The sequence below is a fragment of the Rhizobium sp. P38BS-XIX genome (genome assembly GCF_012641435.1).
Taxonomy (GTDB): Bacteria; Pseudomonadota; Alphaproteobacteria; order Rhizobiales; family Rhizobiaceae; genus Rhizobium.
Genome location: NZ_JABAIJ010000006.1, coordinates 231543 through 255408, shown reverse-complemented (window position 1 = coordinate 255408; position 23866 = coordinate 231543). Strand labels below are relative to the sequence as shown.

24 protein-coding genes and 1 tRNA gene are annotated in these 23866 nt (G+C 59.8%); 15 read left to right on the top strand and 10 right to left on the bottom strand.

From position 1 onward, the window contains the following. The first annotated feature begins 256 nt into the window (after positions 1-256). The gene (locus HGP17_RS20700) at positions 257-1003 is read left to right on the top strand and encodes a phosphatase PAP2 family protein (RefSeq protein ID WP_168812337.1); all 747 of its coding nucleotides are present in this window, start codon (positions 257-259) and stop codon (positions 1001-1003) included. 29 nt (positions 1004-1032) lie between these two features. On the opposite strand, the gene HGP17_RS20695 is transcribed toward HGP17_RS20700, so the two are convergent. Together HGP17_RS20695 and HGP17_RS20690 are read right to left on the bottom strand one after the other, a co-directional pair. Next, a complete protein-coding gene (locus HGP17_RS20695) occupies positions 1033-1674 on the bottom strand; it encodes a DUF1007 family protein (RefSeq protein ID WP_168812336.1) in 642 nt (213 codons plus the stop codon). A gap of 169 nt (positions 1675-1843) precedes the next feature. Beyond that, complete coding sequence (locus HGP17_RS20690; protein WP_168812335.1) at positions 1844-3037, bottom strand: TCR/Tet family MFS transporter; 1194 nt, start codon at positions 3035-3037, stop codon at positions 1844-1846. A 205-nt stretch (positions 3038-3242) separates the two neighbouring features. On the opposite strand from HGP17_RS20690, the gene HGP17_RS20685 reads away from it, so the two are divergent. Continuing rightward, complete coding sequence (locus HGP17_RS20685) at positions 3243-3881, top strand: TetR/AcrR family transcriptional regulator (RefSeq protein ID WP_168812334.1); 639 nt, start codon at positions 3243-3245, stop codon at positions 3879-3881. Between the two features lie 207 nt (positions 3882-4088). Here the strand turns inward: HGP17_RS20685 and HGP17_RS20680 are convergent. After that, a tRNA-Gly gene (locus HGP17_RS20680) sits at positions 4089-4163 on the bottom strand. A gap of 243 nt (positions 4164-4406) precedes the next feature. On the opposite strand from HGP17_RS20680, the gene HGP17_RS20675 reads away from it, so the two are divergent. From HGP17_RS20675 to HGP17_RS20660, 4 genes are all read left to right on the top strand, one after another. Next, positions 4407-4916 carry a prolyl-tRNA synthetase associated domain-containing protein gene (locus HGP17_RS20675; protein WP_168812333.1) on the top strand — a complete coding sequence of 170 codons (510 nt, stop codon included), beginning with the start codon at positions 4407-4409 and terminating at the stop codon, positions 4914-4916. A 160-nt stretch (positions 4917-5076) separates the two neighbouring features. Continuing rightward, a complete protein-coding gene (gene trxA, locus HGP17_RS20670) occupies positions 5077-6051 on the top strand; it encodes a thioredoxin (RefSeq protein WP_168812332.1) in 975 nt (324 codons plus the stop codon). A 220-nt stretch (positions 6052-6271) separates the two neighbouring features. Beyond that, entirely contained in the window at positions 6272-6931 is a 660-nt protein-coding gene (locus HGP17_RS20665) for an LON peptidase substrate-binding domain-containing protein (protein ID WP_168812331.1), read from the top strand. A gap of 10 nt (positions 6932-6941) precedes the next feature. After that, positions 6942-7130 (top strand): Trm112 family protein, encoded by a 189-nt coding sequence (locus HGP17_RS20660; protein WP_168812330.1) that lies wholly within the window; start codon positions 6942-6944, stop codon positions 7128-7130. Between the two features lie 30 nt (positions 7131-7160). Here HGP17_RS20660 and HGP17_RS20655 read toward each other — a convergent pair whose 3' ends face one another. Both HGP17_RS20655 and HGP17_RS20650 read right to left on the bottom strand, forming a co-directional pair. Continuing rightward, positions 7161-7844, bottom strand: a complete 684-nt coding sequence (locus HGP17_RS20655) for a class I SAM-dependent methyltransferase (protein ID WP_168812329.1) — start codon at positions 7842-7844, stop codon at positions 7161-7163. Further along, positions 7828-8298 (bottom strand): Rrf2 family transcriptional regulator, encoded by a 471-nt coding sequence (locus HGP17_RS20650; RefSeq protein ID WP_168812328.1) that lies wholly within the window; start codon positions 8296-8298, stop codon positions 7828-7830. The genes HGP17_RS20655 and HGP17_RS20650 overlap by 17 nt, the downstream gene beginning before the upstream one ends. Before the next feature lie 222 nt (positions 8299-8520). On the opposite strand from HGP17_RS20650, the gene HGP17_RS20645 reads away from it, so the two are divergent. After that, on the top strand, positions 8521-9171 hold the full coding sequence (locus HGP17_RS20645) for a glutathione S-transferase family protein (protein ID WP_168812327.1): 651 nt from the start codon (positions 8521-8523) through the stop codon (positions 9169-9171). A gap of 35 nt (positions 9172-9206) precedes the next feature. Here HGP17_RS20645 and HGP17_RS20640 read toward each other — a convergent pair whose 3' ends face one another. Beyond that, positions 9207-10421, bottom strand: coding sequence for a ubiquinone biosynthesis hydroxylase (locus HGP17_RS20640; RefSeq protein ID WP_246704157.1), 1215 nt, complete (start codon positions 10419-10421; stop codon positions 9207-9209). Positions 10422-10505: 84 nt separating this feature from the next. Between HGP17_RS20640 and tesB the strand changes: the two genes are divergently transcribed. The 6 genes from tesB to HGP17_RS20610 all read left to right on the top strand — a co-directional run bounded on the left by tesB (position 10506) and on the right by HGP17_RS20610 (position 18086). Further along, positions 10506-11390, top strand: coding sequence for an acyl-CoA thioesterase II (gene tesB, locus HGP17_RS20635; protein WP_168812325.1), 885 nt, complete (start codon positions 10506-10508; stop codon positions 11388-11390). Positions 11391-11604: 214 nt separating this feature from the next. Next, on the top strand, positions 11605-11955 hold the full coding sequence (locus HGP17_RS20630) for a P-II family nitrogen regulator (protein WP_168812324.1): 351 nt from the start codon (positions 11605-11607) through the stop codon (positions 11953-11955). A gap of 27 nt (positions 11956-11982) precedes the next feature. Then, a complete protein-coding gene (locus tag HGP17_RS20625) occupies positions 11983-13350 on the top strand; it encodes an ammonium transporter (RefSeq protein WP_168812323.1) in 1368 nt (455 codons plus the stop codon). Between the two features lie 274 nt (positions 13351-13624). After that, complete coding sequence (locus tag HGP17_RS20620; RefSeq protein WP_168812322.1) at positions 13625-16300, top strand: DNA translocase FtsK; 2676 nt, start codon at positions 13625-13627, stop codon at positions 16298-16300. 140 nt (positions 16301-16440) lie between these two features. Further along, entirely contained in the window at positions 16441-17088 is a 648-nt protein-coding gene (locus tag HGP17_RS20615; protein ID WP_168812321.1) for an outer membrane lipoprotein carrier protein LolA, read from the top strand. Between the two features lie 194 nt (positions 17089-17282). Next, positions 17283-18086: an exodeoxyribonuclease III gene (locus HGP17_RS20610; RefSeq protein WP_168812320.1), complete on the top strand. Its 804-nt coding sequence runs from the start codon at positions 17283-17285 to the stop codon at positions 18084-18086. A gap of 117 nt (positions 18087-18203) precedes the next feature. Here the strand turns inward: HGP17_RS20610 and HGP17_RS20605 are convergent, their stop codons facing one another. Together HGP17_RS20605 and HGP17_RS20600 are read right to left on the bottom strand one after the other, a co-directional pair. Continuing rightward, the gene (locus HGP17_RS20605; protein WP_168812319.1) at positions 18204-18659 is read right to left on the bottom strand and encodes a cyclic nucleotide-binding domain-containing protein; all 456 of its coding nucleotides are present in this window, start codon (positions 18657-18659) and stop codon (positions 18204-18206) included. A gap of 7 nt (positions 18660-18666) precedes the next feature. After that, positions 18667-19350 (bottom strand): response regulator transcription factor, encoded by a 684-nt coding sequence (locus HGP17_RS20600; RefSeq protein WP_168812318.1) that lies wholly within the window; start codon positions 19348-19350, stop codon positions 18667-18669. 148 nt (positions 19351-19498) lie between these two features. Here HGP17_RS20600 and HGP17_RS20595 point away from each other — a divergent pair, with 148 nt between their 5' ends. Both HGP17_RS20595 and HGP17_RS20590 read left to right on the top strand, forming a co-directional pair. After that, positions 19499-20047 (top strand): L,D-transpeptidase, encoded by a 549-nt coding sequence (locus tag HGP17_RS20595; protein WP_168812317.1) that lies wholly within the window; start codon positions 19499-19501, stop codon positions 20045-20047. 140 nt (positions 20048-20187) lie between these two features. Beyond that, complete coding sequence (locus HGP17_RS20590) at positions 20188-21018, top strand: aldo/keto reductase (RefSeq protein ID WP_168812316.1); 831 nt, start codon at positions 20188-20190, stop codon at positions 21016-21018. Positions 21019-21042: 24 nt separating this feature from the next. Here HGP17_RS20590 and HGP17_RS20585 read toward each other — a convergent pair whose 3' ends face one another. Both HGP17_RS20585 and HGP17_RS20580 read right to left on the bottom strand, forming a co-directional pair. Then, positions 21043-22221: an acyltransferase gene (locus tag HGP17_RS20585; protein WP_168812315.1), complete on the bottom strand. Its 1179-nt coding sequence runs from the start codon at positions 22219-22221 to the stop codon at positions 21043-21045. Positions 22222-22351: 130 nt separating this feature from the next. Then, positions 22352-23821, bottom strand: coding sequence for an MFS transporter (locus tag HGP17_RS20580; protein WP_205926070.1), 1470 nt, complete (start codon positions 23819-23821; stop codon positions 22352-22354). Positions 23822-23866: the final 45 nt, after the last annotated feature.

Sequence of the window (23866 nt, the reverse complement as noted above, 5' to 3'; positions counted from 1 at the left end):
CAATTGCTGGACTTTCCGGCATGAATGAAAGGGTCCTCCGCGGCTGCCGACGATCATCACGTGCAGATCAGAATAGACCTGCAACATTTCACCAAGCTGAAAATACGCGGATAAAATGCAGAGCGATTGTGCGTTTGATGCTGTTGGCCGTCGCCAACTTCATCCCTAGATAGCCAATATCCCCGTCGCACGCCGACGGGGAGAGATCGATCCTCTATGGGCGATCTGTTGGACAATAGGAGGCAGGTTTCAGAGCATGAACGATCGACGATCTCCGACGCCGGGCATGACGGGATGGCTGAGCCGCTACGAGCCTCTGCTGCTTGTGATGTTCGCAGCACTTTCCGGTGGCATACTTCTATTCGTCTATCTGACGGGCGAGGTGATCGAGGGAAGCACGAAGAGCGTCGACGAGGCGATCCTGCTGGCGCTTCGCCAACCGAGCGATCTCGCGACACCCATCGGGCCGGGTTGGCTGACGCATGCGGTCAAGGACATTACGAGCCTTGGCGGCACCACCGTGCTGACGCTGATGACTGTGCTGGTGACGATCTATCTGCTGCTGGATCGCCGCCGCGCCATAGCCATCTTCGTGCTGGGTTCGGTGCTCGGCGGCTGGGCGCTGAGCACGGTTCTGAAGCTTGGCGTCGCGCGGGCGAGGCCCGATATCGTGCCGCATCTGGTCGAGGTCAACGATCTCAGCTTCCCGAGCGGCCATGCGATGGTGTCGGCGGTGACTTATCTGACGCTTGCGGCGCTCATCTCAGGGACGCGCCCTTATCGGTCGACACGCATCTTCATTATCGCGGCGGGCATCCTGCTGACGCTGATGATCGGCATGAGTCGCGTGTATCTCGGCGTACATTATCCGAGCGATGTTCTTGGTGGTTGGTGCGCCGGCGCCAGCTGGGCGCTCGGCTGCTGGATCGTCGCCCGGCGCTTTATATCGCTCTCACGCGGAACCGTAGAGCCGACACCCGCCAATCATCCGCCGCTTGAGTGACCGTCAGACACCCGGCAGGCGCGGCTGGATCAACATTGGACTTCCAACCGTGTCGCCACGAGCAGCGAATAATCGGTGCCCTGAGGGTCGCTGAAAAACATGCTGGTGAGGGCCGCCTGGTTCTCTGCCATGACTTCCTTGGGATTGGGCCTGATCACCTTGCGCTTGCAGCGGCCCATATTGGGGCCGGAGACCTTCATGTCGTCATCCGTGGCGAAATCGACGGCGGTATAAAGCGTCTTGTCGTAGATCCCGAAGATCGTATTGCCCTTGAGGAAGGTCTTCTGCTCGGGCTTCAATGAGAAGGTGAGGGTCAGCGAGCCGTCCTTGTAGTCGGCCTGGATGGTGTCCGGCTTGGCCATCGGCACCGCTTTGCCGTTGCTGGTCACGTTGGTGTAGTAACCGTATTGCGCCAGCGAATCCCTGACTGTCTTGCCCACGGCCTTCAACTCGCTTGCGCTGAGCGTCGGATTGCCGCCCTTGTCGAAATCCATCACGACCGAAGAGGAAAAAACCTCGTCGAAGCTCCAGACATTGCGCAACTCGCTGATCGAGCCATCCGGCGCGGCTACGACCTCGAATTTGGCGTCGATGAAGATGTGCGGGTGAGCAAGCGCAGGCACGGGCAGAAGCGAGAGCATCGCGATCAGCAGGGGCGTCTTTCGTATCATGCAGGCAATACCGCGTTCCGAGCGTCAGGATGGCTGCTGATCTGAACGGCAAATGAGACTGATTTGAGACTCTCAGCCGCGTCGGCAGGCTTGAACCTTATTGCTGCGAAGCCGCCGAATTGCAACGATCCGGCGACTTTCATCATGCCGCCGGTGACCCGGGTTGGCTTTAAGCCATCGCTTGCGCTTTGTTAGCATTGCGAGTGCCGACCAGCACCAGCGGCACCGCGGCGGCATAGATGACCAGCACCGAGAGCCAGATGGCGCCAGGCCAATTCTTCTGGACGACGAAATAGACGGTTGAGAACGCCAGCGGGCTGATGATGGAGGCAAGGCTGATGGCCGATGTCAAAACGCCCTGGAGCTGGCCTTGGTGGGCCGACTCGACCTGCCGGGTGGCCAGCGCCTGAAACGCCGGAGTGCCGATGCCTGCAAGCGCGAAGATCGGCATGATGGCAAACACCATCCAACCTTGGCTGGCAAACGCCATGGCAAGAAGAGCGACGCATGCAAAGGCAATGCCGACGATAACGGCCCAGCGCTCGCCGAACAGCCTGGCTGCGGGACCGGGCAGGATCGCCTGCACCAGCGTCTGGCAAATACCGAAAGCGCCGAGCGAAAGGCCGATCCAAAGGCTGTTCCAGTGGAAGGCGTCGAAGCCCCACAGCGCCCAGCATGTCCCGTAGGCCTCGCCCGTGGCGCTCAGAATGAAATAGACGAGCACGATGGGCAAAAGACCTTTCATCGACAGGACCCAGCGCAGCGGCCGAAGCGGATTGAGCACGGCAAGATCGATCTTCTGCCGTGACGGCGTGCGGGATTCCGGCAGGACAAGCAGGGCAAGCAGCAGATTGCAGGCGTTGAGAATAGCGGCGGCAATGAAAGGAAGCCGCAGCCAGTAATCGCCAAGCAGACCGCCGAGAACGGGCCCGATGATGAAGCCCGCCCCGAACATGGCATTGAACATGCCGAAGCGGCGCGCCCGCTTATCTTCCGGGGAGATGTCGGTGATGTAGGCCATCGCGACGGAGACATTGGCACTGGTGAGGCCGGCAATGGCGCGACCGAGCAACAGCATCCAAAGCTGCGGAGCGAATGCCATGACGAGATAATTGATTGCGGCACCGCCAAGAGAGATCAAGAGAACCGGCCGGCGGCCGAGATTGTCACTCAAGGCACCGAGCACCGGCGCGAAGATGAACTGCATGACGGCATAGAGAGCGGTCATGATGCCGATATAGGGCGCAATGTTCTGCGAGTGCGTCACATCCTCGAGAAGGCTTGGGAGAATGGGGAATATGAGTCCGATGCCGATGGCATCCAGGCATATTGCGGAAAAGATGACGAGAAGAGGTCTGTTCATGATCGATTTCAATCCAGGATTGATGAGCCCGCATGGCAGCGGTGCCGGCACGCTGCATTGCGAATGTCGGCTTTGCGCTATGCCTGAGGCGAAGATTAGATATCTAGTACAAATATGTACTGAGTATGATTATCTATACGCTTAAAAACTGGCGCGTCAACGTGGAATGTGTACTCAGTATAAATTTTCTGCTATCGATGCTGGCATGTCCGAACCAATCGATCGTCGAACCCGCAAACGTCTTGCCACACGGCAAAACATTTCCAACATCGCCACGCGCCTCTTTATGGAGCGTGGCTTCGATCAGGTGACGGTGGACGAGATAGCAACCGCCGCGGATGTCGGGCGCATGACGGTGTTCAACCATTTCCCCCGCAAGGAGGACATGCTGTTTGATCGTGACGAGGAGGCGCGGGACATGCTGCGCGAAGCCTTGTTGCTGCGCGATGCGGGTATTTCGCCAATCGAAGCGTATCGTCTGCTGGCCCATCGGCTCGTTGCGGAAAAAAGCCCAGCGGTGGATTTTTCCGCCCGCAGTGAAGGCTTCGTCAGAACGATCGAGGGGAGTGAAACCCTGAAGGCGCGGGTGAGAGCGATTCGCGACGAGATTGCTCAGCTCGTATCGACGGCGCTATCGGAATGCGTCGGACGGGAAACGGCGGATCCGGATGCGAACCTGGCGGCCGGCCTGCTTCTGGGAACCTGGAGCGTCGCATATGTGCAGGCGCATATGACTTTCCGGCAGACGCGAGACACGGCTGCGGCAAATGCGATCTTTCTTGCGATCATCGACAAGGGAAGCGTAGGCCTCAAGGCCGCACTGGCAGGCACGGCTTACGTTTGAGAGGGCCGATTGGGCATTTTTGAGGGACCGTCAATGTTCCGACGGTCAAAATGCGTTCATGCAGCAAAGCGATTTCGCGGAGCCGCTCAAAGCATTCGTTGCCTGGTATGGCGGTATGGCAAGGTCGCCGTGATGATGTGAGGACGCTGCGATAGAAACGATCGAGCCCCGAAGGGCGATATCATATTCGATCATCTTTAGGAAAACTGGAGCGGGCGAAGGGATTCGAACCCTCGACCCCAACCTTGGCAAGGTTGTGCTCTACCCCTGAGCTACACCCGCTCAATCCCGTCGCGATCCGGGGTAGTTGTTGGACCGCTGGGCGTCGTCTTGCGGCGACGGGCGCTATATGGCCTAACCGATTTTCAAATGCAACAGGGAAATGACGAGTTCGCGAAGAAAAATTTCGGCGCGTCCTCCGAAGCGGCGATAAAGCCTTGAAACGTCGGGGTTTGTCGCCGGAAAGATTGCAATGAAATTGTGGGCGACGTATCAGAGGCAGACCAATTTTTATTGCGAGACGCCATGACCGAGAGCAGCCCGAAGACCCGCGACGATCTTTTCCGATTCCTGGACGGGCTTGGCATTGCCCACAGCACCAAGGATCACGCACCGGTCTTTACCGTTGCCGAATCGGTGTCGCTGCGCGACGAGATCCCCGGCGGCCATACGAAGAACCTGTTCGTGAAGGACAAGAAGGATAATTTCTTCCTGCTCACCGTCGAGGAAAATGCGAGCGTCGATCTGAAGACGGTGCACACGCTGATCGGCGCTGCGAGCAAGGTGTCCTTCGGCAAGCCGGAAAAGCTGATGGAATATCTGGGCGTGGTTCCCGGCTCCGTGACGGCATTCGGCGCGATCAACGATACGGACAAGAACGTCACGTTCGTGCTCGATGCGGAGCTGATGGCGCATGACATCGTCAACTGCCACCCTCTCTCCAATGACGCGACGACATCGATTGCCAGCGCCGATCTGCTGCGCTTCATGGAGGCGACGGGTCATACGCCACTAGTCTTGAAAGTGACGGGCTAAGCTACGATTTTAGCGCTAAGATCGTGGCGAGCGATGCGTCTTCGGATTGACCGATCGCCTCGAACATTTCATTGAGCGTGCTGCCATCCGGATTTCATCGATCCGTTTCGGAAATCATGCTTTTCACAAGATCCAGGATGCCGGCAGGCGGGAGACATTCATGAGCGGTCCGAACAACCCCTATAACGCTTCCTTCGGCGGACAGATGTCGGCCTCGGCTTCCTATGGAGCCGCGCCCGTGGCTTCTGGCGCTGCACCCATCAAGGATACGACGACGGCCAACTTCGCCAAGGATGTAATCGAGGAGTCGCGCAACCAGCCGGTGCTCGTCGATTTCTGGGCGCCCTGGTGCGGCCCGTGCAAGCAGCTGACGCCGGTTCTCGAAAAGGTCGTCACCGAGGCTCAGGGCCGCGTCAAGCTCGTCAAGATGAACATCGACGATCATCCGTCGATCGCCGGTCAGCTTGGCATCCAGTCGATCCCGGCTGTCATTGCATTCGTCAATGGCCGCCCGGCCGATGGCTTCATGGGCGCAGTCCCCGAAAGTCAGGTCCGTCAGTTCATCGATCGTCTTGGCGGTCCTGCAGGTGGCGCGGAAGACCAGGCTGCTGAGATCGCGGCCGTCCTTGAAGAGGCGACGGGCTTGCTTGCCGCCGAGGACATCAATGGCGCTGCGGAATTGTTCGGCGCCGTGCTGCAGGCCGATCCGGAAAATGCCAAGGCGCTCGCCGGCATGGCGGAATGCATGATTGCAGCCGGCCAGAGCCAACGTGCTCGTGAAGCACTGACGGACCTGCCGGAAACGCTGGCAAACGATGCCGGTATCCAGGCCGTCGTGAAGAAACTCGATCAGATCGACGAAGCCCGCAAGCTTGGCGACCCTGTCGCCATCGAGCAGGAGTTGGCCGCGAACCCCGACAATCACGAACAACGTGTCAAACTTGCCAAGATCCGCAATGTCGAAGGCAAGCGTGACGAGGCTGCCGATCATCTGCTGATGGTCATGCGCAAGGATCGCAGCTTTGATGATGACGGCGCCCGCCGTCAACTGCTCGAATTCTTCGAGGTCTGGGGTCCGAAGGATCCTGCAACGATCGCAGCCCGACGCAAGCTTTCGTCGATCCTGTTTTCCTGATCGAGAGGGCTTGGCGTCACGCCTTCCGCATGCTCGATCGCCTCGTGGCGGTCGACTGCGGCAGGACGTATCAACGTTTTGGCTCAGAATATCCTTGTGTTTTCGGCAGACGAGACCACACTGTCGGTGCGCGGCGCTAGATGGGCAACGGCCGCGATTGTGTGTCGTTTCCGCGCGCTGGCCAAGGCGCGCGGCGCAGTGATCCAGCAGGATGGAAAACATGCAAGTTGGTAATGCCAGATATCTGAAGCCGAACGATCTGCCTGAAACCGTGGTGGTCTTTCCTTTGCCGGGCGCCCTGCTTTTGCCCGCCGCCCAACTCCCGCTCAACATCTTCGAACCGCGATATCTCGCCATGTTCGATGCGGCCATCGCCGGAAATCGTCTGATCGGAATGGTTCAGCCGGCGCTTGGCGAGCAAGCCGATTCGCCCAATCTGTCGCATGTCGGCTGTCTCGGGCGCATTACCTCCATCGCTGAAACCGGTGACGGACGCTATATCGTGTCGCTGACGGGCATTTGCCGTTTCCGGTTGATGGAAGAGGTGACGGGACATGAGCCATACCGGACATTCCGAATCACGCCGTTCATCTCCGATCTCAAGTCGCGCGACGAGGAGGATACGGTCGATCGCCCCGCATTGCTTGCGGCGTTCCGCGCCTATCTCGATGCCAACAAGCTGGAAGCGGATTGGGAAAGTGTCGAGCGAGCCGACAACATGATGCTCGTCAATTCCCTATCGATGATGGCGCCTTTCGATCCGGCCGAGAAACAGGCGCTGCTGGAGGCTCCAGATCTCAAGACCCGGGCGGAAACCTTCATCGCCATCATCAAGATCGTGCTTGCCGGCTCGGGCGACACCGGTTCGGTTCTGCAATAGGAGTCGGCCAGTGGATGTTACGGTCAGCAAGGTCGATCCGAAACTGCTCGAGCTGCTCGTCTGCCCGCTCACCAAGGGGCGTTTGAGCTACGATCGCGAAAGAAACGAGCTGGTGTCGGAAAAGGCGCGGCTCGCCTATCCGATTCGCGACGGCATTCCGATCATGCTGATTTCGGAGGCGCGGCGTATCGAGGATTGAGATCCGAAAGATGTCCTGTGCCGTCGTCGTCTATGCGTAGGCGACCCATCCCTTGAAACTGAAAGCAGCGTAAAACAGCGTGACGTCGGAAAAGCCGGCCTGGTGCAGCATTGCTTCTTCTTCGTCGGGAGAAAGGATGCACAATCTTTCGCGCATCGCTGTGCGCGCGTTTTCCAGTTTCGCCTCATCGGCGGCTTCCGGCGCGCCATAAGCAATGTGGCGGTCGATCCACAGCGTGCGCTGCGGTTCGGTTTGCGGAAAGCTGACATGCGCCAGAACAAAGGTCGCGCCCGGCTTCAGGCGGCGATGAATGCCTTTCAGTGTATCGAGACGCTGCTCAAGCGGCACATGATGGAAGGTCAGCAGGCAGGTGGCGGCATCGAACGGGCCGTCCGGCGCGGCATCGATGGTGCCTTGGTGAAGACCGATCCGCTCGCTGTGATCTACGACGACGTGTCGGGCCAATTGCAGCATATCGCCGGATGGATCAATGCCGTCGAAGGACCAGCCCTGCCCGAAATCGGCCAGTGCCTTCAGCTCCAGCCCGCCACCAGCACCCAGCACCAGGATTCGTCCATTCTCCTGCGTCCGCTCGGCAAGCAGCATGGCCGTCATGCGATGCAGACTTGCAAAGCCTGGCACCTGCCGTGGCGGACCCTCGAGGTAAGAATTGACGGCGTTGCCAGCAAAGTTGGATTCATGATTTTGAGGCATGCATGCTCTCCAGATTGAGCGATTTCCTGCGGCCCTCGATCCCCAGCTCTACATCGGCGGCAAGCCTGTCGAGGGTAATTTCGCCGAAGCGGGCCAGCATCAGCCGCTGCGCTTCCTGCAGGGTTTGATCAAGGTTGGCGTTGACGGCCTGTTCGACCAGACACTCGGATGTGTCTGAGCGCCTGCCGAATGACACGAGAGCAGGGCTGCCGAGCGCCAGATAGATATCGAGCAGGGTGATTTCGGACAGCTCACGAGATAGCACCCAGCCGCCGCCATGGCCCTTTTCAGAGCGCACGTAGCCGCGATCGCGCAGTCCGGCCATGATTCGACGCACGACGACCGAATTCGTATTCAGCGAGCTCGCCATGGTCTCGGAGGTCACCGGAGCGCGCTCAAAGGCTATGTGCAGCAGGATGTGCAACACATCTGAAAGACGACTATCTCTACTCATGTAACTTTCACTATTACATGATGAATGACGAGTCAAATTACCAAGGATGGGAGGTTGTGATTGTCTGACGGCAATAGCTGGAAGAGCTTCAAGCGCAGGTCGTTAGCAACCGTTCGTATTCGAAAGGCTGATCGAAGCGATTGCGAGGATTATTTTAACGATGGAATGTCGGAATCAGGGCGAGCCAGTCGTCTTCTAAGCAGGCAAGCTATGGAGGATCCCATGACGATTACCATCACCGCGTTTGAGAAGTCGCCGGATCGCGGCAAGGGGCTGGCTCGCGACATGCGTGTTCGCTGGGCGCTGGAGGAGGTTGGTCAGCCCTACGATGTGCACTTTGTTTCGTTCAAGACGATGAAGGAGGCCGAGCATCGCGCGCGTCATCCCTTCGGGCAGATCCCGACCTATGAAGAGGGCGATCTGACATTGTTCGAGTCGGGGTCGATCGTGTTTCACATTGGGGAGCGCCACCAGGGCTTGCTGCCGGAGGATGCGCATGCGCGCTCGCGGGCGATCACATGGATCTTTGCCGCGCTCAATACCGTCGAGCTGCCGATTTTCGAGCGCAGCCTTGCGACGATCCTCGAGCGTGACGAGCCCTGGTACGAAAAGCGCCTTGAGGTTCTCGACAAAAACATCCGCAGCCGGTTGAACGACCTTTCCAATCACCTTGGCGATGCCGATTGGCTCGATGGCGATTTCAGCGCCGGCGACCTGATGATGATTTCGGTGCTGCTTCGCTTGAAAAGCTCCGGAATCGTCGACGAATATCCGAACCTTGCGGCCTATGTCGCTCGCGGAGAAGCGCGGCCTGCATACCAACGGGCATTCGCTGCTCAACTAGCTGTCTTCACGGCCTCATCCGGCGGCTGAAGCTGCGGTTCGGACGCCCGCTCTGTCCTTGATCTTCAGATCGTTTCTCCGGCGAGCAGGCGCGGATTGTGCTTCGCGGTCGTGCCGGCCGCCTGTCCGATGAAGAAGGATTTGAGGCTCGGCAGCCGTTCGACAATGCCGAGGCCGAAATCGCGGGCGATGCGCAGGGGCGTGTTGTCGTTGGAGAAGAGCCGATTGAGGACGTCGGTCGTCACCCCCATGCGGAAGGTGTCGAAGCGGCGCCAGGTCTGGTAGCGCTCGAGCGTATTGATCGAGCCGATATCGAGGCCGAGGCGATCGGCCTCGACGATGGTTTCGGCAAGGGCTGCGACATCCTTGAAGCCGAGGTTGAGGCCCTGGCCGGAGATCGGGTGGATGCCGTGGGCGGCGTCACCGGCAAGCGCGAAGCGTGGAGCGACAAAATCACGGGCGAGCGTCAGACCGAGCGGGAAGGCGCGGCGGTCGCCAATGACGGTCAGCGCGCCCAGCTTGTGGCCGAAGCGGCGCTCCAGCTCCTCTTCGAAGACCAGATCGTCGGAGGCGATCAGCCGCTCGGCATCGCTAGTCCTCTCCGTCCAGACCAGCGAGGAGCGATTATTCTTCAAGGGCAGGATGGCAAAGGGGCCGGAAGGCAGGAAATGCTCTTCGGCGCAGCCGCCATGCGGCCGTTCGTGTTCGACGGTGACGACGATGCCCGACTGACCGTATTCCCAGTTGACGGTCTTGATGCCTGCCATGTCGCGCAGCTTGGAGCGCACGCCGTCGCAGGCGACCAGCAGCCGCGTTTCCAGCGTGCTGCCATCGGAAAGGGTGAGTGTGGTCTTGCTGTCGTCGGTGACGAAGCCGGTGGCGCTGAGGCCGTGCTTGATCGAGATGCCCAGACGCTCGCAAGCGCCGCGCAATGCGCCAACCATGGTCACGTTCGGGACCATATGGGCAAAGGGCTGTCCTTCGGTCACCTCGCCATCGAAGGTGAGAAAGACCGGGCGGACAGGGTCGCCGGTGCGCGAATCCGTAACCACCATGCGGGTGATCGGTTCGGCTTCGGGGGCGATCTCGTTCCAGACACCGAGAACATCGAGCATCTTGGAAGCGGCTGCGATGATCGCCGACGCCCGCATGTCCTTCCTCCAAACGGATTCGGGCGCGGCTTCCACGATCATGACGTCGAGATGCGGTGCTGCCTGCTTGACTGCGACCGCTGCGGCAAGACCCACATATCCGCCACCCACTACCAGCATGTCCAACATTCGCGCTTCCCTGTGTCTTACTGTCACTTCGTGTTCTATATAGAGCATCCTGATCGTGGTTCCTACCATTGGAGTTCAAGCAAAATGTCGCGAGAGACCGATAAGCTCACCCCGATGGAAGTCGTGCTCGCAACGCTCGATCTCGAAACCATCGAGATGAACCTGTTTCGCGGCAACAGTCCGCAGGTCGGTTGGCAGCGCGTCTTCGGCGGCCAAGTCATCGGGCAGGCGCTGATGGCGGCACAGAGAACCGTGGATGCCGATCGCTTCGCGCATTCGCTGCATGCCTATTTCATGCTGCCGGGCGACCCTGCCGTGCCGATCCTCTATCAGGTCGACCGTCTGCGGGACGGTTCGAGCTTCAATACACGTCGGGTGCTTGCGGTTCAGCACGGCAAGGCGATCTTTGCGCTGACCGCATCCTTCCAGCTGGATGAAACCGGTTTCGAGCATCAGGGCGACATGCCTGATGTCGCCATGCCGGAGGATCTGATGGACGAGGAGCAGATCAAGCAACGCTACCTCGCCCATGCGCCCGAGAATGTGCGCCGCTATTGGGAGCGCAAGCGGGCGATCGAAATCCGACCGGTCTCCATCGAGAGCTATTTCTCCCGCTCGCAGCCGAGCCAGCGGCAGAATATCTGGATCCGGCTCACCGGGCCTGTGCCAGATGATCGGCTCTATCAGAATGCGGTGCTCGCCTATCTCTCCGACATGACATTGCTTGATGTGTCCCTGAACGCCCATGGCACGTCGGTGCTCGACCCCACCGTGCAGGTCGCAAGCCTTGACCATGCCATGTGGTTCCATCGCCCGTTCAAGCTCGATGACTGGCTGCTTTACAGCCAGGAAAGCCCCAGCGCTTCCGGCGCACGCGGATTTACGCGCGGCAGCCTGTTTACGCGATCCGGTGTCCTGATTGCGTCGGTGGCGCAGGAAGGCCTGATTCGTAAAAAGGCAAATGATTAAATAAATGGCAAACTTATAAAATTGCACTTTATTTGTGCTTTTGCGGCGACGCGAAGTGCCGCTTTATTGGGTATTTCCAATAAAATCCTTTGATTTCAAAATGTTATAAATGTGTCGTGAATCTGGCACGCCCCTTGAATGTGTATACCCAGTCGCTGCCGAAACATGGATCGGCAGCAAGGAAGGTCGGCTCCTCGCCGAGGGTAAACAAAGGATGGGAAACCAGATGAAAATTGTGATGGCCATTATCAAGCCGTTCAAGCTCGATGAGGTCCGTGAGGCCCTCACGGCAGTCGGCATCCAGGGCCTGACTGTGACCGAAGTGAAGGGCTACGGGCGCCAGAAGGGGCACACCGAAATCTATCGCGGCACCGAATACGCCGTCAGCTTCCTGCCGAAGCTGAAGATCGAGGTCGCCGTCGCATCCGAAACCGTCGACAAGGCCGTCGAGGCCATCGCGGCCGCTGCCAAGACCGGCCAGATCGGCGACGGCAAGATCTTTGTCTATTCCATTGACCATGCCGTGCGCATCCGTACGGGCGAAACCGATTCAGACGCGCTGTAAGACACGGCCGATCAGGGAGTTATTTGCATGTCATTTTTCAAGCTTTCTTCGACCGTGACGCGAGTGGGCGCGCTGTCGGCAGCCCTGCTGGCGCCGGCGATCGCATTCGCTCAGGATGCCGCTCCGGCTGCTGCCGCTGCCGCCGCTGCTGCTCCGGTTCCGGACAAGGGCGACACCGCCTTCATGTTCATCTCCACCATCCTCGTGTTGTTCATGCTCGTGCCGGGTCTCGCTTTGTTTTACGGCGGCCTTGTTCGCTCGAAGAACATGCTCTCCGTGCTGATGCAGTGCACGATGATCGGCGCCGTCGTGATGCTCCTCTGGGTCATCTACGGCTATTCCTTCGCCTTCGGCGGCGGCACCAGCCCATACTGGGGCGGCACGGCCAAGATGTTCCTGGCGGGTGTTTCGACCTCGACGACGGCTGCGACCTTCTCCAAGGGCGTCGTCATTCCTGAATTCATCTTCATGCTGTTCCAGATGACCTTCGCCGCCATCACCCCGGCCCTGATCATCGGCGCCTTCGCTGAGCGCATCAAGTTCGGCGCAGCCATCCTTTTCTGCGCGCTGTGGGCAACGTTCGTCTACTTCCCGATCGCTCACATGGTCTGGGATTCCAACGGCATGCTCTTCAAGATGGGCGCGCTCGACTTCGCCGGCGGCACCGTCGTTCACATCAATGCGGGCATTGCAGGCATCGTCGGCGCCATCCTCGTCGGCAAGCGCGTCGGCTTCGGCAAGGACATGATGGCTCCGCATTCCATGACGCTGACCATGGTCGGCGCATCCATGCTCTGGGTCGGCTGGTTCGGCTTCAACGCCGGTTCGAACCTCGAAGCTTCGGGCGGCGCCATGCTCGCCACCGTCAACACCTTCGTTGCCACCGCAGCCGCCATCATCTCCTGGTCGCTGGTTGAAACCTTCACCCGCGGCAAGGCCTCCATGCTCGGCGGCGCTTCGGGCATGGTCGCCGGCCTCGTCGCCATCACGCCTGCTGCCGGTATCGCCGGCCCGATGGGCGCGATCGTCATGGGCCTCATCGTTTCTCCGCTGTGCTACTTCTTCGTCTCCGTCGTGAAGAACAAGTTCGGCTACGACGATACGGCTGACGTCTTCGGCGTGCACTGCGTCGGCGGCATCTTCGGCGCCATTGCAACGGGCATCTTCGCCAGCGCCTCGCTCGGCGGCGTCGGCTATGCCGATGGCGTCACCATGGGCAGCCAGGTCGTCGTGCAGCTGACCGCCGTCGTCACCACCATCCTGTGGTGCGGCATCGGCTCTGCGATCCTCTACAAGATCGTCGACGTGGTCATGGGTCTGCGCGTCCCGGCCGAAGCCGAGCGCGAAGGCCTCGACCTCGCTTCGCACGGTGAAGCCGCCTACCACAATTCCTGATCAAGGCTTGCGATGCCGGAGCAACGCCTCCGGCATCGCTTAACGTCCCGTCGCGTCCTATTTCATCGCAAGTAGGTCGCTTTTGGCCCGGACCTCGGTTCGGGCCCTTTTTGTTTGCGCGACGATGTTTCGCTGTAAAAGTCGGCGATTCCTTTGGTTGGCGCGCATGGTTAACATGCCATTAACCCTCCTCTGATTAGGTAGCTCTAACCTGCCGGCGAGTGGGCATCGACCGATTCGCTTGCGCTATCGACAAGGAACGGGGCTGGGTATCATGGGCAGAAGCAATTCGGCGGCGTTGAGCGGTCGTCCCGACCGTTTGTCGCTATCGAGTGTGGTTTGGCGTCAGGTCAAGGGTCTGACCGGCTTCGCATTGCTGTTCCTTCTGGCGCTTGCCGTTGCGGCGCTGGCGACCTGGAACGTTATGGACCCCAGCTATTCCTACGCGACGGCCAATGCGCCGACCAATCTGCTTGGTTTTCCGGGCGCCGCCTTTGCCGACATCATGATGCAGTCGCTCGGCCTTGCCTCGGTGCTGGCGATGCTGCCCGTCGTCGCCTGGGCCTTCGCGATGATTTCGAACCGCAAGCTTCATCGCGTGCCGTCGCGCCTTGGTGCCTGGATCGGCGGCTGCATCGTCGCGGCTGGTGCCATCGCCTGCTTTCCCGCGCCGCCGACCTGGCCGATCCCGAACGGCATCGGTGGCGTTGTCGGCGATCTCCTTCTGCGCCTTCCCGCCCTTTTCATCGGCACCTATCCGAGCGGCGTCGTCGCGACGATCATCGGTGCGATCCTTGCTGTTCCTGCCATCTGGCTGATGCTTTTTGCCGCCGGCGTCGTTGGCGAGAACATCATTGATGAGGAGGATGAAGATGAGGACGACTACGAGGAAACCCGCAGCCGCGCCCGCCGTGTCGGCGACGAGGACGAGGATGACGATCGCGGCAGCTTCCTCGGCAATTTCATGGCCTTCGGTGCGGTCATGCATGCCTGGTACAATGCCCAGGCCCGCATTCGCCGTCTCTTCGGCATGGGGCCGCGCAAGCGCCGCGATCATGCCTTCGATGCGCCCTACGACTTCAATGACGACGAATTCGGCACGCTGAACGAGCCGGTGCGCGCCAAGGCGCCGATGGCTCGCGGCGACCGCCTCGACCCCTCCATGGATGCCCCGGCCGCGCGCCGTGTCGTTTCCGCGCCCTCGATCAGCCTCGGCGACGATGAGGATGAGGACGAGGATGCCTTCTACGATCGCGATTCGCGTCGTCCCGCCGATATCCTGCCTGACGACGAGGATGAGGCATGGCCGCTGGCGTCTTCGCCCAAGAGCGCCGCCGCCGGCCATCGCGTCACGCCCGCCGCACCGCGCCCGAAGCCGGGACCGCGCGCCGAGCGTGAGGCGCAAACCTCGTTCATTCGCCCCTATGGCTTCCAGCTTCCTGCTGTTCATCTGCTGGCCGAGCCGAAGGCCGTTGCCCGCGATGCCACGCTCTCTGCCGATGCGCTGGAGCAGAATGCCCGCATGCTCGAAGGCGTGCTGGAAGACTTCGGCGTGAAGGGTGAGATCATTCATGTTCGCCCCGGCCCTGTGGTCACGCTCTACGAACTTGAGCCGGCACCGGGTATCAAGTCCTCCCGCGTCATCGGCCTTGCCGACGATATCGCTCGTTCGATGAGCGCGATCGCCGCGCGTGTCGCCGTCGTCCCCGGCCGCAATGCCATCGGCATCGAACTGCCGAACTCGACGCGCGAAACCGTTTATCTGCGCGAGCTTATCGCCAGCCGCGATTTCGAGGGCTCGAAGGCGAAGCTCGCCATGTCGCTCGGCAAGACGATCGGCGGCGAGTCCGTCATTGCCGATTTGGCCAAGATGCCGCATCTGCTTGTCGCCGGCACCACCGGCTCGGGTAAATCCGTGGCGATCAACACCATGATCCTGTCGCTGCTCTATCGCATGACGCCGGAGCAGTGCCGCCTGATCATGATCGATCCGAAGATGCTGGAACTCTCCGTCTACGATGGCATTCCGCACCTTCTTTCGCCTGTCGTCACCGATCCGAAGAAGGCCGTCGTTGCGCTCAAATGGACCGTCCGCGAGATGGAAGAGCGCTACAAGAAGATGTCGAAAATCGGCGTGCGCAATATCGACGGCTTCAACACCCGCGTCGAGCAGGCCGTCGCCAAGGGCGAGGCTATCAGCCGCACCGTACAGACGGGCTTCGACCGCCATACCGGCGAGGCGATCTACGAGACGGAAGAGTTCGATCTGAAGCCGATGCCTTATATCGTCGTCATTATCGACGAAATGGCCGACCTGATGATGGTCGCCGGCAAGGATATCGAAGGCGCGGTGCAGCGTCTGGCGCAGATGGCGCGCGCTGCCGGCATCCATGTCATCATGGCGACGCAGCGTCCCTCGGTCGACGTCATCACCGGCACGATCAAGGCGAATTTCCCGACGCGCATCTCCTTCCAGGTGACGTCGAAGATCGACAGCCGCACCATCCTTGGCGAACAGGGCGCCGAACAGCTGCTCGGCATGGGCGACATGCTCTACATGGCCGGCGGCGGGCGCATCCAGCGCGTGCACGGTCCGTTTGTCGCCGATGGCGAAGTGGAAGACATCGTCGCTTATCTGAAGACGCAGGGCGCGCCGCAATATCTCGATGCGATTACGGCCGATGACGACGAGGATGACGACGACGGGCGCGGTCCGGCGGGCACATCCAATCTCTCCGATTCGGAAGATCCCTACGACCAGGCGGTTGCGATCGTCCTGCGTGATGGCAAGGCCTCGACCTCCTATATCCAGCGTCGTCTCGGCATCGGCTACAACCGTGCCGCATCGCTGATCGAGCGCATGGAGCAGGAGGGCGTCATCGGCCCGGCCAACCATGCCGGCAAGCGCGAGATCCTCGTTCCCACCGAAGCGGATATTCTGGATCGCTAAGGCGATCCGTCTTTCCGTGTCACATTTTTATTCTACCTATGTTCAGGCAAATTTGATCGCGGCCCACAACCGCCCATGGGCCGTTGCGCCATGAAGACGCCGATTTTGAGCGCCATGGACACAGCATGAAGGAGAATTCGATGACAAAATTTGATGCGCAGCCCTCCAACCGATTGTCCCTGACCCGCCGGCATTTCCTCGGCGCCGTGGTCGCTGTCGGTGCGGCAGGTGCTGCGCCCGCATCCGTCTTCGCGCAGCAGGCAGCAGGCCTTAATCCCGGTATTGCCCAGGCGATTGCAGATCACTTCTCGTCCATCAAGACGATGAAGGGCGGCTTCCTGCAGATCGGCCCGCGCGGCGATCAGATGAGCGGCGCCTTCTTCATTCAGCGTCCGGGCAAGATGCGCTTCAACTACGATCCCCCGTCTCGTATGCGCGTCATCTGCGACGGTAACAACGTTCAGGTCATCAACGACCAGACGCAGACCAGAAATATGTATCAGCTGTCCAAGACGCCGCTGAGCCTCTTGCTTGCCAACAAGATCGACCTGTCGGCCGATATGGTGCGCAGCGTCGATTCTCAGCCGGATCTGACGAAGATCACGCTCGGCAACCGCACGGTCTTTGGCGATTCGCAGATCACCATGATCTTCGATTCCAAGAGCTACGATCTGCGCCAGTGGACGGTGATCGACCCGCAGGGCAAGACGACCGACGTCATCATCAACAACGTCAAGACCAACGTCTCTTTCGACGACAGTGTTTTCCGCATCGACTACACGCGCTGATCGCCGCCTTCTTCCCTGACCTCCATGGAAGCGCCGAATGGCGCTTTCCTTTCCGCGCCAGCCGGTCTAAAGCCTTTCCCGGTCTGAGCGCTTTCGCGATGTAACCGAAGCGCTCCAGCTGTCTGTTCTGATGCAATTCCCGACGGAAAACCGCTGCGTCCTTTCCGGAATTGCTCCCTTGGGAAGGTATCGGCATGGGATTTTCGATTGCGACGTGGAACATCAATTCGGTGCGGCTGCGCATGCCCATCGTCGAGCAATTCGTCATGCAAGCTCGGCCCGATATCCTCTGCCTGCAGGAGACGAAGGTCCCCAATGAGCTCTTCCCGCACGCGCCGCTGCGCGCGCTTGGCTATGAGCATATCATCATCCATGGCCAAAAGGGCTATCACGGCGTCGCCATCGCCTCGCGCTTCCCGCTGACGGAAGATCATCGCCAGGACTATTGCAATGTCGGCGACAGCAGGCACATTTCCGCGATCTTTGAACGCGGCGGTCGGCGCATTCGCCTCCATAACTTCTATGTTCCGGCTGGTGGCGACGAGCCGGATCGTGCCATCAATCCGAAATTTGGTCATAAGCTCGATTTCATCGAGGAAATGAAGCATCTGCACGCCAATGCAGAACAGAACACCTCCGCAATCCTCGTCGGCGACCTCAATATCGCGCCGCTCGAGCATGACGTCTGGTCGCACAAGCAGCTCTTGAAGATCGTCAGCCATACGCCCGTCGAGACGGACGGATTGCTCGAGGTGATGAAGCGTGGCGCCTGGCTCGACCTGATGCGCCAGCAGGTGCCGGAAACCGAGAAGCTCTATACGTGGTGGAGCTATCGCGCCAAGGATTGGGAGGCCGCCGATCGCGGTCGTCGCCTCGACCACATCTGGTCGTCATCGGACCTCGGCCCGCATCTGCAGCGGATCGAGATCCTCAAGGCGGCCCGCGGCTGGGATCGTCCGTCCGACCACGTGCCGGTCGTGGCGCATTTCGATCTCTAAAAGGGATAGGGTGTTTTAGAGCGGTTCAGCTTTTCACGGCATCCCCGAGCCGCTCTATCTGTTTGTTTTCACGCAATTCCTGACGGAAAGCCGCTACGCACTTTTCCTGGAATTGCTCTAGGAAAAGCGGCCAAGAAGTGCTGCTGCCTGTCTCGCCAGGGCGGCGAAATTGTCGCGAATGCGGTTCTGGATAAGAAGTCCGGCGTCCGGATACTCCTCGATCAGCCGATGGAAGAGGGCGCGCGTGATGCGGATCACGTCGGATTCCTCGGCGGCAACGGCTGTGTATTTCCGCTCCACGAGTGTCACCAGCGCGAGCTCTGATAGCATGGTGCCTGCCTGGACCACGGCTTGCACCTGCTTCTGTCCGGCGGCATCAGCCGTACTCAGCTCAAAGCTGCCGCGTGTGACGACATAGGCGCATTCGGCTGGGGATTTTTCCCTGAAAAGCGTCTGGCCTTCGGTCACATGGCGTCGGTCGGCGCCGAAGGCGATCAGCCGCAGCGGCTCGTCGCCCATGCCGTGAAAGAGCGGCAGTTGCGACAGCAGTCGGATATCGTCGTTCAGCGCCATCGATCGCCTACGGAATGATCTTGTAGCCGCCGTTTTCCGTTACCAGGATTTCGGCGTTGGAGGGGTCGCGCTCGATCTTCTGACGAAGACGATAGACATGGGTTTCGAGCGTATGCGTGGTGACGCCGGAATTGTAACCCCAGACTTCCTCGAGCAGGACATCGCGGGTGACGACCTTCTTGTCGGCGCGATAGAGGTAGCGGATGATGGCGGCTTCCTTTTCCGTCAGGCGGATCTTCTGGCCGTCTTCGGTCGTCAGCAGCTTCTGGCTCGGCTTGAAGAGATATCGTCCCACAGTGAAGGTCGCGTCTTCGCTCTGCTCGTGCTGGCGCAGCTGGGCGCGAATTCGGGCAAGCAGCACCGCGAAACGGAAGGGCTTCGTGACATAATCGTTGGCGCCGGCTTCCAGGCCGAGGATGGTGTCGGAATCCGTGTCATGGCCCGTCAGCATGATGATCGGCGCCTTGAAGCCGTTCTTGCGCAGCAGCTTCACCGCCTCGCGGCCATCCATGTCAGGCAGGCCGACATCCATGATGAGCAAATCGACAGGCACGGTGCGCGCTGTCTGCACACCCTTTCCGGCAGTCGCTTCCTGCAGGACGGTGAATTCCTCATAAAGCGATAATTGCTCGACCAGCATCTCGCGCAGGTCGTTGTCATCATCCACCAGAAGAATGGTGCGTGCGGTCATGCCGTTCGGATCCTTGTTCTAATCCCACCTAAGTCCTACGCCAAATTGCATTTTTAGCAAGTCGGCAGGCGGCTCAGGCTTGGTCGTTTGCTTGAAACTGCTATGATTTCAAATGAAATCACGCGCAAAGCAAAAACATGTGAGCGAAATGGAAAAGACAAGGGCGAGGGGCGGGCGGGCCTCTTCCACCATCATTGTGCGTCCTGCGCCGGGTAAAAAGACGCGAGCACTGGTGCAGGTGGGATCACTGACCATCCCGGCCGCAATCGGCAGATCCGGTCGCAGCATCTTGAAGCGCGAGGGGGACGGCGCGACGCCGATTGCCGCCATGAAACTGCTTTATGGCTTCACACGTGGCGACCAGGTTCAGCTTCCGCAGACGGGTTTGCCGATGCGGCGCATCCGCAAAGATATGCTCTGGTGCGATCAATCGGGCGATGCCAACTACAATCGCCTGGTTAAGGCGCCATTCAAGCCGAGCCATGAGGACATGCGCCGTGGCGACGGTCTCTACGATATCTGCCTCGTGCTTGATTGGAATATCGGCTCGCGGCGACGCAATCGCGGATCGGCCATCTTCTTTCACTTGATTCGACCGGGTTACGAGCCGACGGCGGGCTGTGTTGCGATCAGCCTTCGCGATATGCGCCGTATCCTGCCTCTGCTGCGCAAGGGGACGACCGTCCGAGTTGTCTGAACGGCGGCTCGGGGTTAAAATCCCAATATTCTCCACTATATGGGTTTTCGACCGGCGCGCCCGCGCGGAAATGGTCCTCCCTTTTCAGAATTTGAATCACGCCTTCACTCCACACCCGTCTTATCTTTTGGAGACTTATCGTGACCACACAACCGACAATCACTTTCAATGACGGTAAATCCATTCCGCAGGTTGGCCTCGGCGTCTGGCAGACACCGGAAAACGTCGCGCCGATGGCCGTCAGCACGGCTTTGAAAGCCGGATATCGCCATGTCGATACCGCGGCCATCTATGCCAACGAGGATGGCGTCGGCGAGGGCATGCGCCAGTCCGGCGTCGCCCGCAAGGACGTCTATCTCACAACCAAGCTTTGGAACGAGGCGCAGGGCTTCGATTCCACGCTGAAAGCCTTCGACCAAAGCCTGAAGCGTCTCGGCACCGACTATGTCGATCTTTATCTCATCCATTGGCCGTCGCCGCATCGCGACCGCTACCTGGATACATGGAAGGCTTTCGTGCGCCTCAAGGAAGAAGGGCGCGCTCATTCCATCGGCGTTTCCAATTTTGCCAAGGAGCATCTCGACCGCATTATCGGCGAGACCGGCGTGACACCCGTCCTGAACCAGATCGAGCTGCATCCGACCTTCCAGCAAAAAGAGCTGCGCGCCGTCCATGACAAGCTCGGCATCAAGACCGAATCCTGGAGCCCGCTCGGCCAGGGCAAGCTGCTTGGCAATGCCGTGATAGGCAAGGTTGCCGCCAAGCACGGCCGCACGCCGGCACAGGTCGTCATTCGCTGGCATATCGATAACGGTCTGATCGTTATCCCGAAGTCGATCACGCCGAGCCGCATCGAGGAAAACTTCAAGGTCTTCGATTTCAAGCTCGATAGCGATGATCTTGCGGAACTTGCCAAGCTCGATTCCGCCGGCGGCCGCATTGGTCCAGATCCGGTCAAGGCGAGCTTCTGATCAGGCTTCGAAGCAAACCACGATTTAGAGAAGGCCCGGGTGCGATCGCGCCTGGGCCTTTTGCGTTTCTGTTGACCCCTTGGACCGTGAGCAATACGTCCGGTACATGGTGGCTGCATTCCGGCTCAAAGTCGCAGTTATGCTATTGATCGCTGCGACCCACTTCTGATCGAAAAGCAACAATGGAGTTGCGGCCGCTAGGCTGACAAAGACGGTCACCACTCCCGCTACTGTTACGGCGCATGCGTAGGAACCGGACCAAGTGTACAGGGTGGTAAAGCCGAAAGATGACGCCGATGCGATCACCAGGAAGTGCACGAGGTAGAGCGGAAAGGAGAAGCGGCCCAACAGACGACCCAGCCTGCCGGAGAGAGGGCGCGCGAGTTTGGGGCAGTATAGAAGGCTGATCATCAGCCCTATCGAGCCGGCAACCTGTAAATCCTGATCCAGCGAGCACAACAGGAACACCGAGGCGAGGCCGATCAGGGCAGCGATCCAGATGTTGCCAATTGCTCTTGGCCCACTCCATGCAAACAGCAACGCCAGATAGGCTCCCGCAGCAAACGGCAGGAATGCGTGACCGTAGACCCAGAATAAATAGGCTGAAACGATCGTCAATATAAGCTGCGTAACCGGTGATACGCGCATGGCGAGTGCGCACAGCAGAAAAACAAGGAGACTGCCGTAATATTCAAATCTCATCGTCCAGAGATTTGAATTGTAGCCGAAATGATCCGGCAGGAGGAAAACGAGCAGGGATTGCCCGATTGCCGATTCCGCCGTCGGGGTGAAACCCGACGGCAGGTGCGCATTGCCGAATGTCTTGAGCCAATCCGATCCCGTTATCGAGGCGGCGTCCCCATTATAGTTGAGACGAAAAAACAGGATCAGGAAGCCGAGGCCGATCGAGATGGCGGCGGGACCCATCAATCTTGGAAGCCGTTTCAAGGTGGACGTGGCCAAAGCCTTATAGTTGGGCCTTTTATAGAATTTCAGAGCCAGAACGAAGCCGGATAGCACAAAGAAGAAGGTGACCGCGGATTCCCCGCGCATGAGCCAGGCAAACGGCGTCTCAGCGAGGCCCACGGGAAAGGGCTCTTTGACCGATGGCAGGAAAGCCAGACAGAAATGATGGAACATGACGATGATGGAGGCGATGCCGCGCATCGCTTCCAAGGACGTCAATTTCGCAGACGCCGTCACGGACCCCTTATCGTCGTCGAGGAGCATTTGCAGAGACTTGACCTTGATATTATTCCCGAGCCTATGACAATCGATGCCGGTTAACATTGTGCGCACGGCCGAAAGAGCGCCGGAAATACGGTTAAGCTTCCTACAATTCCTTTGGCGACAAGACGGCTCCCCTTGCACGCGCCAGGCCGGTGATGGCGATGATCAGCGTCGCGACGATCAGCAGCGCGCCCGTCGCAAACGTAATCTGCATGCCTGTCGCGACAGCGTCCGGAGACGCCGTGGTGATATCGGTCGTACCCGAGGCCAGCGAGAAGATGGCGCCCATGACGGCTGCGCCGGTGATCAGGCCGAGGTTTCGGGACAGGCTGAGCATTCCCGAGATGACGCCGCGCTGCTCGGAGCTTACGCCCTTCATGATCGCGGTGTTGTTGGATGCCTGAAACATCGCATAGTTCGACGTGACGATGATAAGCGGGCCGATATAGCCGGCGGCGCCGAACCTTCCTTGCAATACCGCCATCAGGGACAGGCCGACAGCCATGCCGACAAGTCCCGTTATCGTCATGCGTCGGGCGCCGAAGCGATCGACGATGCGGCCGGCCGGGAAGCCCGTCAAGGCGGAGACCAGGGGGCCTGCCGACATGATGGCGCCGACATGGGCGGTATCGAAGCCAAGCGCACGCGAGAGATAGAAAGGTCCGACAACCAGCGTCGTCATGATGACGGTGGAGACCAGAGCGCTCATGCCAAGGCCCGCGCTCAAGGAGGCGTCGCGGAACATGGAAAGGCGCAGCAGCGGCGACTTCACCTTTGCCTCGGCGAAGACGAAGAGAACGATACCGAGGATGGCTGCGAACAGCAGGCCGAGGTTGAGCGTGCCGAAACGGCCTTGTCCCATGGTCATGGCGAGAGCGTAGGCGGCGAGCGTCAGTGCCAGCAGCAGGGTGCCGATCGCATCGGGACGCCCTTGGGCGACTTTCCGGTCGCCGCGATCCGCCGGCAGGTAACGGATTGCGAGCAGGAGGTTTGCGACGCCCAGTGGCACATTGACCAGGAAGATGGTTTCCCAGCCAAACCAGGCGATCAACATGCCGCCCAGCGAAGGGCCGAGCGTCGTGCCGATTGCCGACATGGTGCCAAGCAGGCCCATGGCGCTGCCCGTCCTTTCTTTCGGCACGGTTTCGCCGACCATGGCTACCGTCAACGCCATCATCATGGCCGCGCCGAGGCCCTGCAGGCCTCTGGCGGCGAGCAGGAGCGGCAGTGTCGGCGCTATGCCGCAAAAGAGTGAGGCGAGCGTGAAAAGGCCTATGCCGATCAGCAACATGCGGCGCCGTCCGAAAATGTCGCCCAGACGCCCGACGCTGACGATCAAGGTGGTGATGGCGAGGAGATAGGCAAGCACGACCCATTGCATGTCCTGAAAGGACGCGTCGAAGGCCCTTGCAAGCGTCGGCAGGCCGACATTGGCAATGCTGGTATCGAGCGAGGGCATGAGCATGGACAGCGAAAGGCTCGCAAGTGCCCAGCGAACCGAGGATGTATTCTTGACGTTTGCGGAGGTGGTCCCGTCCGGTTTTTCGATGATTGGTGTCACCATGAGCTCCATTTCTGGCGGCGTTACAAAAGTCTCGGCAGAAACGTAGTTGTGAAA